At 70.0% G+C, this 13,508-nt stretch carries 14 protein-coding genes; 10 read left to right on the forward strand and 4 right to left on the reverse strand.

Annotated elements, in window-relative coordinates:
* The first annotated feature begins 59 nt into the window (after positions 1–59).
* Positions 60–665: an RNA polymerase sigma factor gene (locus ABEA39_RS10185; protein WP_345375742.1), complete on the forward strand. Its 606-nt coding sequence runs from the start codon at positions 60–62 to the stop codon at positions 663–665.
* A complete protein-coding gene (locus ABEA39_RS10190) occupies positions 631–1,707 on the forward strand; it encodes a CU044_5270 family protein (protein WP_345375743.1) in 1,077 nt (358 codons plus the stop codon). The genes ABEA39_RS10185 and ABEA39_RS10190 overlap by 35 nt, the downstream gene beginning before the upstream one ends.
* Here ABEA39_RS10190 and ABEA39_RS10195 read toward each other — a convergent pair.
* Complete coding sequence (locus ABEA39_RS10195) at positions 1,691–2,713, reverse strand: NADP-dependent oxidoreductase (RefSeq protein ID WP_345375744.1); 1,023 nt, start codon at positions 2,711–2,713, stop codon at positions 1,691–1,693. The two genes, ABEA39_RS10190 and ABEA39_RS10195, sit on opposite strands and share 17 nt — an antisense overlap.
* Positions 2,714–2,890: 177 nt before the next feature.
* On the opposite strand from ABEA39_RS10195, the gene ABEA39_RS10200 reads away from it, so the two are divergent.
* From ABEA39_RS10200 to ABEA39_RS10215, 4 genes are all read left to right on the forward strand, one after another.
* The gene (locus tag ABEA39_RS10200) at positions 2,891–4,210 is read left to right on the forward strand and encodes an NtaA/DmoA family FMN-dependent monooxygenase (protein ID WP_345375745.1); all 1,320 of its coding nucleotides are present in this window, start codon (positions 2,891–2,893) and stop codon (positions 4,208–4,210) included.
* 30 nt (positions 4,211–4,240) lie between these two features.
* Positions 4,241–5,545, forward strand: a complete 1,305-nt coding sequence (locus ABEA39_RS10205) for an NtaA/DmoA family FMN-dependent monooxygenase (protein WP_345375746.1) — start codon at positions 4,241–4,243, stop codon at positions 5,543–5,545.
* 15 nt (positions 5,546–5,560) lie between these two features.
* Positions 5,561–6,100 (forward strand): GNAT family N-acetyltransferase, encoded by a 540-nt coding sequence (locus tag ABEA39_RS10210; RefSeq protein WP_345375748.1) that lies wholly within the window; start codon positions 5,561–5,563, stop codon positions 6,098–6,100.
* A 131-nt stretch (positions 6,101–6,231) separates the two neighbouring features.
* Positions 6,232–7,554: a glutamyl-tRNA reductase gene (locus tag ABEA39_RS10215; RefSeq protein ID WP_345375749.1), complete on the forward strand. Its 1,323-nt coding sequence runs from the start codon at positions 6,232–6,234 to the stop codon at positions 7,552–7,554.
* A 362-nt stretch (positions 7,555–7,916) separates the two neighbouring features.
* On the opposite strand, the gene ABEA39_RS10220 is transcribed toward ABEA39_RS10215, so the two are convergent.
* Positions 7,917–8,576, reverse strand: a complete 660-nt coding sequence (locus tag ABEA39_RS10220) for a hypothetical protein (RefSeq protein WP_345375751.1) — start codon at positions 8,574–8,576, stop codon at positions 7,917–7,919.
* Positions 8,577–8,733: 157 nt separating this feature from the next.
* On the opposite strand from ABEA39_RS10220, the gene ABEA39_RS10225 reads away from it, so the two are divergent.
* From ABEA39_RS10225 to ABEA39_RS10240, 4 genes are read left to right on the forward strand one after another with little or no spacing between them, the layout of a single operon-like run.
* Positions 8,734–9,132, forward strand: coding sequence for an NUDIX hydrolase (locus tag ABEA39_RS10225; RefSeq protein ID WP_345375752.1), 399 nt, complete (start codon positions 8,734–8,736; stop codon positions 9,130–9,132).
* A 53-nt stretch (positions 9,133–9,185) separates the two neighbouring features.
* The gene (locus ABEA39_RS10230; RefSeq protein ID WP_345375753.1) at positions 9,186–9,821 is read left to right on the forward strand and encodes a DUF4232 domain-containing protein; all 636 of its coding nucleotides are present in this window, start codon (positions 9,186–9,188) and stop codon (positions 9,819–9,821) included.
* A 51-nt stretch (positions 9,822–9,872) separates the two neighbouring features.
* Entirely contained in the window at positions 9,873–10,100 is a 228-nt protein-coding gene (locus tag ABEA39_RS10235) for a FitA-like ribbon-helix-helix domain-containing protein (RefSeq protein ID WP_345375754.1), read from the forward strand.
* Entirely contained in the window at positions 10,097–10,510 is a 414-nt protein-coding gene (locus ABEA39_RS10240; protein WP_345375755.1) for a type II toxin-antitoxin system VapC family toxin, read from the forward strand. Before ABEA39_RS10235 ends, ABEA39_RS10240 begins: the two co-directional genes overlap by 4 nt.
* A 3-nt stretch (positions 10,511–10,513) precedes the next feature.
* Here ABEA39_RS10240 and ABEA39_RS10245 read toward each other — a convergent pair whose 3' ends face one another.
* Complete coding sequence (locus ABEA39_RS10245) at positions 10,514–11,446, reverse strand: serine hydrolase (protein ID WP_345375756.1); 933 nt, start codon at positions 11,444–11,446, stop codon at positions 10,514–10,516.
* Between the two features lie 7 nt (positions 11,447–11,453).
* Complete coding sequence (locus ABEA39_RS10250; protein ID WP_345375757.1) at positions 11,454–13,433, reverse strand: M13 family metallopeptidase; 1,980 nt, start codon at positions 13,431–13,433, stop codon at positions 11,454–11,456.
* Positions 13,434–13,508 lie beyond the last annotated feature (75 nt).

Here is a 13,508-nt window from a genome sequence, read left to right on the forward strand (position 1 = left end):
TATTTCCTGGATTTCCACCTTCGCGTGAAGGACGACCGCGAGTGAGGGCAATCATCAGTGTGACTACAGACAGCGAGATCATCAGACGATCGAGAGACAGACCCGCCGACTTCGGCGAGCTGTTCGATCGCCATGCCACGGCGCTGCACCGCTACGCAGCCCGTCGAACGAACCCCTCGGTCGCCGACGACATCCTCAGCGAGACGTTCCTCGTCGCGTTCGAGCGTCGCACCGGGTTCGACCACGATCGCGACGACGCCCGACCCTGGCTCTTCGGCATCGCGACCAACCTCCTCCGCCACCACTACCGGGCCGAGGCCCGCATGCTGGCAGCCCTTCCCCGCGCGGTCGAGCACGACCGCCACGACGGCGACCTCGCGCGCTCGACCGAGAGGCTCGACGCCGAACGGGCGGTGAGCCACCTCGCCGCGACGCTCAAGGGCCTGTCGCCGCACGACCGTGACGCCCTCCTGCTCTATGCGTGGGCGAACCTCACCTACGACGAGATCGCGGAGGCCACGGGTGTCCCGCCGGGCACGGTGGCGTCCCGCCTCAACCGCACCAGGCGTCTGCTGCGGGAGACCGCCGCGACCGACCCTTCCTCCACCACGACATCGAACGGAACCAGCCATGGACGACCTGACCCTGCTCCGCACCCTGCGTGACGACGTCGCCTCCCCCGAGGCCGACGCTCTGACGCGCGCCCGCGTGCTCCTGACCACCCGCATCCACGAAGAGGAGGCCCTCATGGCCCGCACCCCCGCCACGTCCACGACCGCCACCCGCCGCTTGCGCCCGAAGGGCTCCGGCCTCGGTAGGCGGCGCCTCGGAGGGCGGCGCCTCGGCGGCCTCGCTTTCGGTGCGGCCGCCGTGGCGGCGGCCATCGTCGTCGGCGCCACGGTGCTGCCCGGCACAGGCGGTGCCGCCCAGGCGTCCGACGTCCTCGACGCCGCCGCCGCCGCGACGATTCGACAGGCCGATCCGGTGGTCGCACCGGGCCAGTACCTGAAGATCGAGACGACCGGCATCTCGGCGGCCACGCTCGGCCTCGAGGGCGACCGGTACCTGCAGTGGCTCGACGAGACCACGTCGACGTTGTACGTCCCGAAGGACGCAAACGACTTGTGGGTGTTGAAGAACGGTCTCGCGAAGCCGGTGACCTTCTTCTCCGGTGCTGCAAAGAAGTGGGCACTCGCCGACTTCGAGAAGAAGAGCGCGTCGGGCAGTGGCAGCGAGACCCTCCGCGGCCGCGGCGGCGACTTCGGCGGTGACACCCCGGCAGTTCAGTCCCCCTCTGAGACCGCTGCGATCGCCGAACTCCCCCGCGACCCCGAGGCCCTGCTGGCGCACTTCCGCGCCGAGGCCGGCACGACCGATGTCCACGGCGACGCCGAGACGTTCACCCTGATGGCCGATCTGCTGCGGAGCGGCCAGGCCCCGGCCGACCTCCGCGCCGGCCTCTACCGAGCTCTGGCGATGATCCCCGGCGTCACCGTGAGCGACGAGAAGGCGACGCTCGACGGCCGCTCCGGGGTCGCCCTCGGACTCGACGACGGCGACGTCCGCCGGGAGATCGTCGTCGACCGTGACTCGGGCCTGCTAATCGGCGAGCGCGCCGTGCTCACCAAGGCCCGCGGTGACATGCCTACGGGCACCGTGGTGGGGTCGACGTCCGTGAAGACGTCGGTGGTCAGCTCGGCTCCGTGACGCGGACGACCATCTTGCCGACGTTCTCGCCGCGCATCATCCGCGTGAAGGCGTCGAAGGCGTTGTCGACGCCGTCGAGGATCGTCTCGTCGAACACGACGTCGCCGTTCTCGAGCCACGGGCGCATCTCGGCCTGGAAGTCGGCGCCGAGGTCCCAGTGGTCGCCCATCGTGAAGCCCTCGATGCGCAGGCTGTTCCGCACCACGTTGGTCATGCCGGTGATGCCTTCCGGCTCCCCGGTCGAGTTGTAGGCGCTGATCGCCCCGCAGACGGCGATGCGTCCGAACCGCTTGAGCCGGTGCAGCGCCGCCGAGAGGTGCTCGCCCCCGACGTTGTCGAAGTAGACGTCGATGCCGTCGGGGGCGGCGGCCTTCAGCTGCCCCCGGATGTCGCCGTCGTGGTAGTCGAACGCGGCGTCGAAGCCGTAGCGGTCGGTCAGCAGGGCGATCTTCTCGGCGGATCCGGCGCTGCCGATCACTCGCGACGCCCCGCGCAGGCGCGCGATCTGGCCGACCATGCTGCCGACGGCCCCGGCTGCGCCGGAGACGAAGACCGCGTCGCCCTCCTTCATCTCCGCGATCCGGACCAGACCGGTGTACGCGGTCAGGCCGGTGAGGCCGAGGACCCCGAGATAGGCCGACAGGGAGACCCCATCCAGCTCCTCGACGGCGGTGAAGCGGGCGGCGGGCCCCTGGGCGACGTCGCGCCAGCCGTACTGGTGGGTGACCATGGTGCCGACCGGGAGGGCGTCCGAGGTCGACTCGACCACGTGCCCGACGGCGGCGCCGGTCATGGCCTCGTCGAGACGGAAGGGTGGCACGTAGGAGGGCTTGTCGTCCATCCGCCCGCGCATGTACGGGTCGACGGACAGGAAGGCGTTGGCGACCCGGACCTCGTCGGGGCCCAGCTCGTCGAGCGTCGCCTCGACGCGGGCGACGTCGTCGGGGGTGGGCTCCCCGACGGGACGACGGACGAGGTGCCATTGGGTGCTGGTTGCGGTACTCATGACTTGCACCCTACGCACGCCCGGGCTCGGGCATCCCACGCTCTCGGCCCCCGCCCTTCGCGAAGCGCCGCCGTGCAATGAGCCCCCGATCGCCGGGATTCCGGGTCTGGAAACGGCGTAACCACGGTTTCACCGGGAGGCACCGGCACGGAAACACGGCCTCAATAGCGTGGGCGCATGACCGCGGACCCCTTCCACCTCGCCTGGTTCACCTCGTTCAACTCGCCGGCCTGGCGGAGCGCCTGGGGCGGCGAGACGGGCACCGAGTGGATGACGGGCGAGTACTTCGTCGACATGGCCCGGTCGCTCGAACGGGCCGGCTTCGACTTCATGATGTTCGAGGACTCGACGATGGTCTCGGAGGCCCTCGGCGGCACGAGCGAGATGGACCTCAAGCACGGCCTGCACTCGCCGAAGATGGACCCGCTGCCGCTGCTGCCCCTGCTCGCCGCCGCCACCAAGCACATGGGCTTCATCGCCACGGCGTCGACCTCGTTCTATCCGCCGTTCATCCTCGCCCGCACCATGGCGACCCTCGACCACCTCACCCGCGGCCGGATCGGGTGGAACGTCGTGACGAGCTCGGAGGACATCGCCGGCAAGAACTACGGCATGGACTCGCTGCCCGAGCACGACGAGCGCTACGACCGCGCCGACGAGTTCGTCGACGTCGTCGAGCAGCTCTGGGACTCGTGGGAGCCGGGCGCCATCGTGATGAACCAGGAGACCGGCCACTACGCCGACCACACGAAGGTGCATCCGATCAACTTCGAGGGGAAGTACCACAAGGTCCGCGGCCCCCTCAACATGCCTGCCGGCCCGCAGGGTCACCCGGTGCTCTGCCAGGCGGGCGGGTCGCCTCGGGGACGCGAGTTCTCGTCGGCCCACGCCAACGCCATCGTCACGGCTCTCCCCACGGTCGACAAGATGAAGGCGTACCGGGCGGACATCCGCGAGCGCGCAGCCCGCCAGGGGCGCAACCCCGACGACATCAAGGTGATGTACCTCGTGCAGCCGATCATCGGCGAGACCGAGGCCGAGGCGAGGGCGAAGTTCCACCAGATCTACGGCATGGACGACCCGATGCAGATCGAGCAGACCCTCGGTGTCATCTCGGCCGTCACCGAGATCGACTTCTTCCAGTTCCCGCTCGACGAGGAGATGCCCGAGGGCGTCACGACCAACGGCCACCAGTCGATCCTCGACGACTTCATCCAGCGCAACCGCGGCAAGACCCTCCGCGAGTCGCTCAGCGAGCGTGCCCGCCTCGGGCCGGAGCTCGTCGGGACGGCCGAGTCGGTCGCCGATCAGATGGATTCGATGATGGAGGAGGTGGGCGGTGACGGCTTCCTGATCCGCGCCGAGACCGGCCTCTCGCACAACCGCCGCTACATCGACGAGATCTCGTCCGGCCTGGCGCCCGTGCTCCGTCGCCGAGGCCTGATCCGGTCCTCCTACGACCACGCCCTGTTCAAAGACAACCTGCTCGCGTTCTGACGCCCTCCCCTCTTCTCGAAAGGTTCCACCGTGTCCGCAGACCCCTTCCACCTCGGCTGGTTCTACTCGAAGGGCTTCGGGCCCAAGGCCTGGAAGCACCCCTGGGCCGGCTCCGACGTCGATCGCTTCACCAAGCCCGACGTACCCGTCGAGCTCGCCCGCGCCATGGAGCGCTCGGGGTTCGACTACCTGATGATCGAGGACTCGTCGAACGTGCCGTACACCTACCAGGGCTCGCACGACGCCTACCTGAAGCACTCGGTCGACACCCCGAAGCTCGACCCGTCGATCCTCGCGCCGTTCCTCACCGCCGCGACGAAGCACCTCGGCATCGTGGTCACCTGCTCGACCACGGAGTACCACCCGTTCATGCTGGCGCGCATGATGAACGCCCTCGACCACGTGTCGGACGGCCGCATCGGCTGGAACGTCGTCACCGGGTCGAACGACGGCGGCGCCCAGAACTACGGCCGCGACAAGCAGTTCCCGCACGACCAGCGCTACGACATGGCGGACGAGTTCATCGACGTCGCGAACAAGCTCTGGAAATCGTGGGACGAGGATGCTCTGGTCCTCGACCTCGAGGAGGGCGTCTTCGCCGACGGGTCCAAGGTCCGCCCCATCAACCACGAGGGCGACTTCTTCCGGTCGCGCGGGCCGTTGAGCGCTCCCCGGTCGCCCCAGGGATCCCCCGTCATCTGCCAGGCGGGCGGCTCGCCCCGCGGCCGCAAGTGGGCGTCAGAGCACGCCGAGACGATCATCGCGTCGGCATCCAGCCCCCAGAAGATGAAGGAGTACCGCGACGACGTGCGCGCCCGGGCCGCCGCCGCGGGCCGCGACCCCGACAGCATCAAGATGCTGTTCCTGGTGTCGCCGGTCGTCGACGAGGACCGCGAGACCGCCGTGATGCGGGCCAAGCGGCAGGGCGCCGAGATGAGCGCGAACGCCGACTTCCAGCTCGCCGCGCTCTCCCGATCGAGCGGCATCGACTTCTCGAAGTTCGACATGGACGAGGTGCTCGGCGAGCTCGTCAGCAACGGCCACCAGTCGTCGGTCGCGGGCTACACCGGCAAGACCGTGCGTCAGCTCGTCGAGTCGAACCCATTGACCGGCGACGGCGACCTCTTCGTCGGCACCGCCGACGACGTCGCGGGCGCCATGGACGAGACGATGCAGGAGGTCGGCGGCGACGGCTTCCTGATCGTGAACAGCTACTTCCCGCGCCGCTACGTCACCGAGATCTGCGACGGCCTGGTGCCCGAGCTGCAGAAGCGCGGCCTGACCCGCAAGAAGTACGAGTTCGACACGTTCCGCGAGAACTTGATGGCGTACTGACACTAGGGTGACGGCGTGCTCACGTTCCGCCCCGCCACCGCCGCCGACACGTCCGTCATCGTCGACCTCGTCACCTCCGCCTACCGCGGCGAGGCGTCGACGGCCGGCTGGACCACCGAGGCCCACCTCATCGACGGCGTCCGCATCACGCCCGAGCTGCTGCAGCACGACCTCGACAACCCCGCGGGCCTCGTCCTCCTCGGCGTCGAAGGCGACGGCACGGTCGTGACCTGCTGCAACCTCGTCGCGCGGGATGCCCGGGTCGGCTACTTCGGGATGTTCGCCGTCTCGCCCGCCCGCCAGGGCGAAGGCCTCGGCAAGGTGGTGCTCGCGGAGGCCGAACGACTCCTCCGCGACGAGTGGTCCTGCACGACGATGGAGATGACCGTGCTCGATCAGCGGCCCGAACTCGTCGCGTTCTACGAGCGCCGCGGCTTCGTGCGGACGGGGACGTTCGAGGAGTTCCCCTACGGCGACGAGCGGTTCGGCACCCCGCGGGTGGCGGGATTGCGTCTGGCCGTCCTGCGAAAGCCCTTGGAGCATCCCGCGCTCTGAGGCTCTTTTCGGCACCCCGTCCGCGCAGGCGGGCGGAAGCCCCGCCGAGTCGCGGGGGCCGGTGTCTCGGCGTCGAGCGACCGCGGCCACAGCCGATGCACAGGTGTGCGAGCGGAGTTACCATTGCTGTCGTGCTCATCTGCCTCACGGCGTCCCACCGGAACGCCAGCTTCGACCTCCTCGAGAAGTTGAGCATCGGCGCACCCTCCGCAGCGGGCACCCTGGTCGACGGCAGTGATTTCGTCTCGGGTGCGGTCGTGCTCGCGACCTGCAACCGCTTCGAGGCCTACCTCGACGTCGACGAGCCTCTCACCGCGGCCAGCACGCTCGCCGTCGAGACCACCATCGCCACGATGAGCGAGGCCAGCGGCGTCGAGGCCTCCGATCTGCGCGACAGCCTCGAGGTGATCACCGGCGACGGCGTCGTCGAGCACCTCTTCGCCGTCAGCTCCGGCCTCGAGTCGGTCGTCGTGGGCGAGGACGAGATCTCCGGGCAGGTCCGCCGATCGCTCGAGCGCGCCCGCACCGACGGCACCACGTCGCGCGACCTGGAGCGCCTCTTCCAGCAGGCCTCGCACACCTCCCGCGGCGTCAAGAACCGCACCAACGTCGGGGGCGCCGGTCGCTCCCTCGTCCGCCTCGCGCTCGAGCTCGCGCAGAGCCGGGTCACCGACTGGGCCGAGGCGCGCATCCTCCTCGTCGGCACCGGCATGTACGCCGCCACGACCGTCGTCGCCCTGCGCGACCGCGGCGCCACCGACATCGGCGTGTTCTCGGCGTCCGGCCGCCAGGAGAAGTTCGCGCTCAAGCACGAGCTCACCCCGTGGGCCGACCTGGCCGACGCGATCGCGGCCAGCGACGTGGTCATCACCTGCACGACCACCACCGAGCCCCTCGTCACCGTGGCCACGGTCGCCCCCAACCGTCGCCGCCTGATCATCGACCTGGGTCTGCCCCGCAACGTCGACCCCCTGGTGGCCACCGTCGAGGGCGTCGAGATGCTCGACCTCGAGACCATCAGCCTGCACGCCCCCCTGGCCCAGCTCACCGCCGCCGACGACGCCCGTGCCCTCGTGTCGACCGCCGCCGCCGAGTTCCAGGCCGTCGCCGCCGAGCAGTCGCTCTCGCCCGCCGTCGTGGCCCTCCGCAAGCACGTCTTCGACATCCTCGACGCCGAGATCGAACGGGCGCGAGGCCGGGGAGACTCGACCGAGCGCACCGAGCAGGCGCTGCGCCACCTCGCCGGCGTTCTGCTGCACACCCCGTCGGTTCGCGCGCGTGAGCTAGCCCGCGAGGGGCGCGGCGAAGACTTCCGCGACGGGCTCGAGGCGCTCTTCGGGCTGACCGACACGCGGGCTGCGGCACCGGCGACTCCGCTGCGTCCGGCCGGGTCCGGCGCCGGCCCCGTGGTCGACGGCAGCCTCGACGGCCCGGGTCACGCCGCAGCCGTCTGACGCGCGCCGCGATTCTGCCGGCCGTGCGGGCTGCCGTACCGGCCCTGCCGCACCCTCGCAAGCGGCGAGGGATCTAGTCCGCGGCGCGATCCTGTGCCGCACCCGAGGGTCTGGGCCGCACGCGCGCACCAGCGCCACCAAACCCCTGCTGTGCGGGGCGTGCCGCACCTCGCAAGCGGCGAGGGATCTAGTCCGCGGCACGGTCCTGTGCCGCACCCGAGGGTCTACGCCGCACGCGAGGGCGGCCGCCGCACGCACGCACCAACGCCACCGCACCTCTGCCGCACCTCGCAAGCGGCGACGGATCTAGTCCGCGGCGCGGTCCTGTGCCGCACCCGAGGGTCTGGGCCGCACGCGTCCGATCAGTGGATCCCGAGCGCCACCACATAGTCGGCGACGAGATCCACGAAGGCCTCGGGCTCGCGCTCGATGAGGCTGCGGACCATGTCGCGGACGATCTCCTCGCGGACCTCGAGCGGCGCGGCCGGCTCGAAGTCGTGCACCCGCTGGGCGGCCTCCGAGAAGAGCACCGCGATCGGGGCGGCGAGCTCGTCCAGGAGCTGCGGTGCGGCCCGGCCGAGGAGGGCGCGGGCGACGTCGAGGAAGAGCAGCAGATCCTCGGGCACGGACAGGCCGAACTGCTCCACGACGGTCAGGCGGCCCGGCTCGCCGTCGATGAGGTCGACGGGGCGGCCGATCCCCCGGGGTGCGTCGGGCCGCGTCGAACGGGCGACGACGACGAGGTGCCGGGCCAGACGGTGCAGGTGCAGCTGCGACGCCTCGGGGGTCCAGACGACGCGGGCGCTCGAGGCGGCTCCGTCCTTCGCGAGGAGGCCGAGCTCCCACCCGGTGTCGACGGCGGACTGGGCATCCCCCTCGGTCAGGCCGTGCTCGTGCACGAGCTGCTGGACGTGGAGGACGTCCCCGGGCAGGTGGCGGCCGGTCGCGAGATCGACGAGCAGGTGGTCGACGGGGTCGGGCTGAGCGGTGGGACGGGCGGTCAGGAGGTTCCCTGCGAGCATGGCGGTGCATCCTTCGTTATCGATGTCTGTGACGATGTCTGTCGTTCGGGTGAGGCGGATTCGGTTTCCGCACAACTGAAACTCAATATTTCATAGACGTATTCGCTTGTCAACGCCGGAGTCGAAACCGGAGCGTGGGATGCACGACCATGGACTCATGGACACCCTCGTCGTCAGCGCTCTCGCCCTCGTCCGCGACCGCCGTCTGCTCATGGTCACCGCTCGCGACCGCGACGTCCTCTACCTGCCGGGCGGCAAGGTCGACCCGGGCGAGACGGCCGTCGACGCGCTGATCCGGGAGTCGTTCGAGGAGGTCTCTGTTCGGCTCGATCCCTCGTCGATCGACGAGCTCTTCACCGTGACCGAGCAGGCCCACGGCGAGCCCGTCGGGCGTCTGGTCGCGATGACGATGTTCCGGGCCGACACGCCCGACGAGCCCCGACCCAGCAACGAGGTGGGCTCACTCACCTGGACCACCACCGCCGACGCCCACCGCTGCCCGCCTGCGGGTGTCGAGACCCTCCGTCGCATGGCTGATCTCGGGCTGATCGACTAGGCCTTTCGGCGCATTTTCCAAACAGGGCGGTGGCCGCGTGCCAAGGTGGAGCCATGAGCACTCCCAAGAAGATCACCCTCCTGGCAACCGCCCTCGTGGTCGCCGCGGGGCTCGCAGGATGCTCGTCCGGAGGGTCCACGACCCCGACCGAGACGACCACCGTGACCACGTCCCCCCAGCCCACCGTGACCACGACCGTCACACCATCGCCCTCCGACGCCGCCGGCACGGGAGCCGGAGACACCGGTACCGGGTCGACGACCGCACCGTCCGGGGCCTGCGCGACCAGTGTGCTGACGGGCGCCGTCGTCGAAGGTTCAGGCGGGGCCGCCGGCAGCACCTACGTCGACCTGAAACTCACCAACACGGGCTCCGCCTCGTGCACCCTGCAGGGCTGGCCCGGCGTCTCGTTCGTCGCCGGATCCGCGGGCACGCAGGTGGGAGCCGCGGCGAAGTTCGACCGCACGACGACGCATGCGACCGTCACCGTCCCCGCCGGCGGTTCCACCCGGGCCGTGCTGCAGATCGTCCAGGCCGGTAACTACTCGTCCGAGGACTGCTCGCCTGTTCAAGCCGCGGGCTTCCGCGTCTACCCGCCCGGTCAGAAGGCGTCGCTCTTCGTCGCCTACCCCGTGCCGGCCTGCAACTCTGCCTCGGTGTCGCTATTGACCGTGGGGGCCTTCCAGTAGTTCGCTCCTCTCCGCCGATTTGCTAGCATTGCTTGCATCGAAGGAGGAGTCATGGCTGTCATCACCGTCCGCAATCTCGACGACGAAGTACAGCGCCGAATCAAGGTTCGCGCTGCCGCTCATCACCACTCGATGGAGGCCGAAGCGCGTGCGATCCTGAGCGCGGCGGTGTCGGGCGGAGACTTCGGTCGAGCCTGGGTCCGGGAGTTCCGCGAGTCACCCGACGTCGACCTCGTCCTTCCCGAACGGTCCACTCCCCGGAGGCTCGACTTCGAATGATCGTCCTCGACACGAACGTGTTGTCCGAGCCCATGCGCCGCGATCCCGAGAAACGGGTCGTGGCGTGGCTGGACAGCCAAGTGGACGACCTCCGGGTGACCGCGGTCTCCGTGGGCGAGCTGCTCGTGGGGGTGCGCGCCCTGCCTCCCGGGAAGCGACGAGACCAGCTCATGGCTTCCGTCGAGCGGATACTCCTCGCCTACCGTGACCAGGTGCTCGACTACGACGCGGACGCAGCCCATGCCTATGCCGAATTCCAGGAGACGTCTCGATCGTCGGGTCGGGCGCTGAGTGTGGAGGACGGCATGATCGCGGCCATCTGCCACACGCGAAAGGCGCGCTTGGCCACCCGCAACACCAAGGACTTCGAGGGTCTCGGCATCGACGTCGTCAACCCGTGGGAGGGCTGACGATCAGCCGACGTACTCGAGCAGGTCGAAGCCGACGGTGCGAAGCGCCTCGAGCACGCGCAGCCGCGTGACGAGGTCGGTGTCGTCGAAGGCGACCGTCGCCGCATAGGAGACGCCGCGTGATGCGCCGCGGAGGGCGCCCGCCTCGCTGCGCACCCCGCGTGCCGAGCCGGTCACGTTGACGAGCTGGAGCCCGTGGTCCGCGGCCCGATGCGCCACCGGGTCGAGACCGAAAGCAGAGGCGACCACCGAGAGGTCGACGCCGCCCGAAAGCCAGCCGAGCACCCGGTTGCCGACCTCGATGCCGACACGGTCGCCGTGCACCAGGTCGCGGACGAGGTGCTCGAGCTCGACGGCCGAGGCCACCGAGAGCTGAGGGGCGTCGTCGGGCCCCCGCTCGGCTCGAATAAGGTCGAGCAGCGCCGTCCGGGAGAGGCCGAGCGCCTCGCCGCGCGCCCGCACCGACTCGAGGCCGACCCGGCGGATCAGCGCGTTGGTCGCCCCGGGATCGCGCACCGCGCCCACGAGAGCCGCCGCGTCGACCACCGTAAGGACGGGGGCGACCAACGACGACCAGAGGCCGCCGGCCGCTCGACGCCCCTCGACGGCACCGTCGCCGCGCTCCAGCAGTTCGAGGGCCGGCAGCGAGTCGTCCTCGATGCGGGCCGCCACGTCGACGAGGAGGAGCAGGACCCCGATCTCGCCGCCGGGGAGCGACACGGTCTCGTCGATGGCCAGGAGCACCTCGCCCGAGTCGAGGTCGCTCGCCGAGGCCGAGACGCGCGCCTCGGCGTAGGCGAGCCGACCGAGCGCCTCGAAGCTGCGCTCGAACGGCTCGAAGCTGCGCTCAGACGGCTCGCTCGAGTCGTCGCCGCGATGCCGCCCGGGGTCGCGGACGGGGCCGCCGCGGCGACGTCCGGACCCTGCGGCGGCCATGTGGGCGTCACCAGATGGTGACGCGCTCCTCTTCGGGAAGCCAGAGCGCGTCGGTCGACGCCACGTCGAAGGCGGCGTAGAACTCGTCGATGTTGCGCACGATCTGGTTGCAGCGGAACTCGTTCGGCGAGTGCGGGTCGATCGACAGGAGACGGATGGCCTCTTCGTCGCGAAGCTTCATCTGCCAGGCCTGCGCCCAGCTGAGGAAGAAGCGCTGAGCGCCGGTGAGCCCGTCGATCACGGGCGGCTCGGCTCCGTCGAGGGAGATGCGGTAGGCCTTCCAGGCGATCGAGAGCCCGCCCAGGTCGCCGATGTTCTCGCCGATCGTGAGCGCGCCGTTGACGTGGTGCCCGGGCGTCTGCGCCGGCTCGAGGGCGTCGTACTGCGCGATGAGCGACCCGGTCAGCTTCTCGAAGGCTTCGCGGTCGGCAGCGGTCCACCAATCGGTGAGCTTGCCGTCGCCGTCGTACTTCGAGCCCTGGTCGTCGAACCCGTGACCGATCTCGTGGCCGATGACCGCGCCGATCGCGCCGTAGTTGGCGGCGGCGTCGCGCCCCTCCACGAAGAACGGGTACTGCAGGATCGCGGCCGGGAACACGATCTCGTTGAATCCGGGGTTGTAGTACGCGTTGATGGTCTGAGGGGTCATGAACCACTCCTCGCGGTCGATCGGCTTGCCGATCTTGCCCAGCTCGCGGTCGAACCCGAAGACGGCGGTCGCCCGGATGTTGCCCACGAGATCGCCCGCGTCGATCGCAAGCGCCGAGTAGTCGCGCCACTTCGTCGGATAGCCGATCTTCGGCGTGAACTTGTCGAGCTTCTCGAACGCCTTCTGGCGAGTGACGTCGGTCATCCAGCCGAGGCTCGAGATGCTCTCGCGGTAGGCCTCCACGAGATTGGCGACGAGGACGTCCATGGTCTGTTTCGCGGCCGGAGCGAAGTGCCGCTCGACGTAGATGCGGCCGACCGCCTCGCCCATCGCGCCCTCGACCAGAGAGACGCCGCGCTTCCAGCGGGCACGCTGCACGGGAGTGCCGGTGAGGGTCTTGCCGTAGAACTCGAAGTTGGCCTCGACGAAGCCCTTCGACAGGTACGCCGCGAACGAGCGGACGATCTGCCAGCGCAGCCAGTCGCGCCACGCCTCGAGGTGGTCGGGGTCGAGGAGGCCCGCCAGGCCCGTGACGAACGACGGCTGCCGCACGACGACCTCGTCGAACACGTGCTCGGGGGCTCCGACGGCGTCGCGCCAGACGGACAGGTCGACGCCCGAAGCGCCGTCGGCGGTCGCGAGCGCGGCGGTGTCGGCCCACGACAACAGGTTGTAGGTCTTCTCGCTCTCGCGGGTGGCGACGTTGTCCCAGTGCTGGGCGGCGATCTCGCGCTCGAGCCAGGTGACGCGGCCGGCGCGGCCCTCGGCGTCGTCGAAGCCGGCCAGACCGAACATGGTCTCGACGAAGCCGGCGTAGGCGCTGCGGACGCTCTCGAACTTCTCCTCGCGGTAGTACGACTCGTCGGGGAGACCGAGGCCGGCCTGCTCGACGAACACGATGTAGCGCTCGGGGTCGCCCGGGTCGTTGTCGACGAAGAGCTGCACGAAGCCGGACACGCCCTGGAGTTCGAACCGGCCCACCGTGGCGAGGAGGGCGTCGATGCTCGTGACGTCGTCGACGGTGGCGAGCAGGGGCTGGATGGGTGTCGCGCCCAAGGCTTCGATCTTCTCCTCGTCGAGGAAGCTCGTGAACAGGTCGCCGACCTTGCGGGCCTCAGTGCCGGCCTCGGCCGCCTGCGACTCGTCGATGATCTCGCGCACGGCGGTCTCGGCCGCCTCGGCCAGGACGTAGAACGAGCCCCAGCGCGCCTTGTCGTCGGGGATCTCCGTGCGGGCGATCCACTTGCCGTTCACGTGACGGAACAGGTCGTCTTGCGGGCGGGTGGCAGGGTCGAGTTCGGCGCTCAGGATTCCGGAATCGGCGGCAACGTCAGTCATGGCCCAAGCCTAGGCTCGGCCGGCGACACTGCGGTGGGAGATGACTCCGCGCGGCCTCCGTGGCCGAGGCTCGCC

This window comes from Frondihabitans cladoniiphilus (assembly GCF_039544345.1).
In the GTDB taxonomy this organism is placed as follows: Bacteria; Actinomycetota; Actinomycetes; order Actinomycetales; family Microbacteriaceae; genus Frondihabitans; species Frondihabitans cladoniiphilus.

Excerpts from the sequence above, each read along its gene's own strand:
- ABEA39_RS10190 (WP_345375743.1), top strand. The coding sequence starts at position 631 with ATGGACGACCTGACCCTGCTCCGCACCCTGCGTGACGACGTCGCCTCC.
- ABEA39_RS10195 (WP_345375744.1), bottom strand. The coding sequence starts at position 2,713 with ATGAGTACCGCAACCAGCACCCAATGGCACCTCGTCCGTCGTCCCGTC.
- ABEA39_RS10200 (WP_345375745.1), top strand. The coding sequence starts at position 2,891 with ATGACCGCGGACCCCTTCCACCTCGCCTGGTTCACCTCGTTCAACTCG.
- ABEA39_RS10220 (WP_345375751.1), bottom strand. The coding sequence starts at position 8,576 with ATGCTCGCAGGGAACCTCCTGACCGCCCGTCCCACCGCTCAGCCCGAC.
- ABEA39_RS10225 (WP_345375752.1), top strand. The coding sequence starts at position 8,734 with ATGGACACCCTCGTCGTCAGCGCTCTCGCCCTCGTCCGCGACCGCCGT.
- ABEA39_RS10230 (WP_345375753.1), top strand. The coding sequence starts at position 9,186 with ATGAGCACTCCCAAGAAGATCACCCTCCTGGCAACCGCCCTCGTGGTC.
- ABEA39_RS10235 (WP_345375754.1), top strand. The coding sequence starts at position 9,873 with ATGGCTGTCATCACCGTCCGCAATCTCGACGACGAAGTACAGCGCCGA.
- ABEA39_RS10240 (WP_345375755.1), top strand. The coding sequence starts at position 10,097 with ATGATCGTCCTCGACACGAACGTGTTGTCCGAGCCCATGCGCCGCGAT.
- ABEA39_RS10245 (WP_345375756.1), bottom strand. The coding sequence starts at position 11,446 with ATGGCCGCCGCAGGGTCCGGACGTCGCCGCGGCGGCCCCGTCCGCGAC.
- ABEA39_RS10250 (WP_345375757.1), bottom strand. The coding sequence starts at position 13,433 with ATGACTGACGTTGCCGCCGATTCCGGAATCCTGAGCGCCGAACTCGAC.